Annotated in this window: 1 protein-coding gene; it reads right to left on the reverse strand. The window is 45.6% G+C overall.

Annotation, left to right across the window (positions count from 1 at the left end; genetic code table 11):
• A partial coding sequence (locus tag GY843_RS13225) for a hypothetical protein (RefSeq protein WP_297310403.1) occupies nucleotides 1-205 on the reverse strand: 205 nt, incomplete at its 3' end.
• Between the last annotated feature and the right edge of the window lie 580 nt (nucleotides 206-785).

The raw sequence follows: 785 nt of genomic DNA on the forward strand, positions 1-785 counted from the left end.
CAACCTGACCAGCAAAGGCTGGCTTTACACACCCCACTGGATAGGAATTTCCAACACCAGTAGGATGACCAGTTACAGCCCATAACTGCACGGCTGGATTTTGCAGGGATTCCCGATTGACCTGACCAGCAAAGGCTGGATTTTCTTCCCTCACCGGTGCAGAATTTGCAACACCGACTGTGCCAGTTACACCCCGTAAGTGCACGGCTGGACTTTAAGTTAGCTCCATAGGCATGGGCCCAGAGCAAAGATACGTCCAACATTGTAAACAAAGAATGTTGCATCGAAGCGTTTGTCTCAGTCTCAGTCAGTCTCAGTCAACGCGTCTTCGTTGTAAACATATGTTGCAGGCAGGCAACATTGTAAAGTTGATACCTGTACGAGCGACGAGAGTAGGATGATTATAGAGAGACGGACGGTGCAGCAAAAGGGTAGATGGTGCGGAGGTAGACGTAGACGAAGCAGGCGCTTTACTATGAGCCCTCAACAGAGCGGCTCAGAACCACGATGAACTTGTAGAGACAATGCGACAAACTATACAGATCCCGGCCTTATAAATCGGCCCAGTACAAACAGAGCAATAATTCACACCTATAAATTTACATGCGCGTTTTCCCACAAGGGAAATCTACATAAGTTGCTTTATGTACAATACTACGAGTACTTTCATATGCATCCTGTACAGATACTACAATACCAATCTGTACAGGACTTTCACCAATACATAGCTAACATTGTAAGCTGCCATACACATACAAAATAACTACCAATTATGCGCTCTTTTA

This window comes from Neptuniibacter sp., assembly GCF_024231755.1.
Taxonomy (GTDB): Bacteria; Pseudomonadota; Gammaproteobacteria; order Pseudomonadales; family Balneatricaceae; genus Neptuniibacter.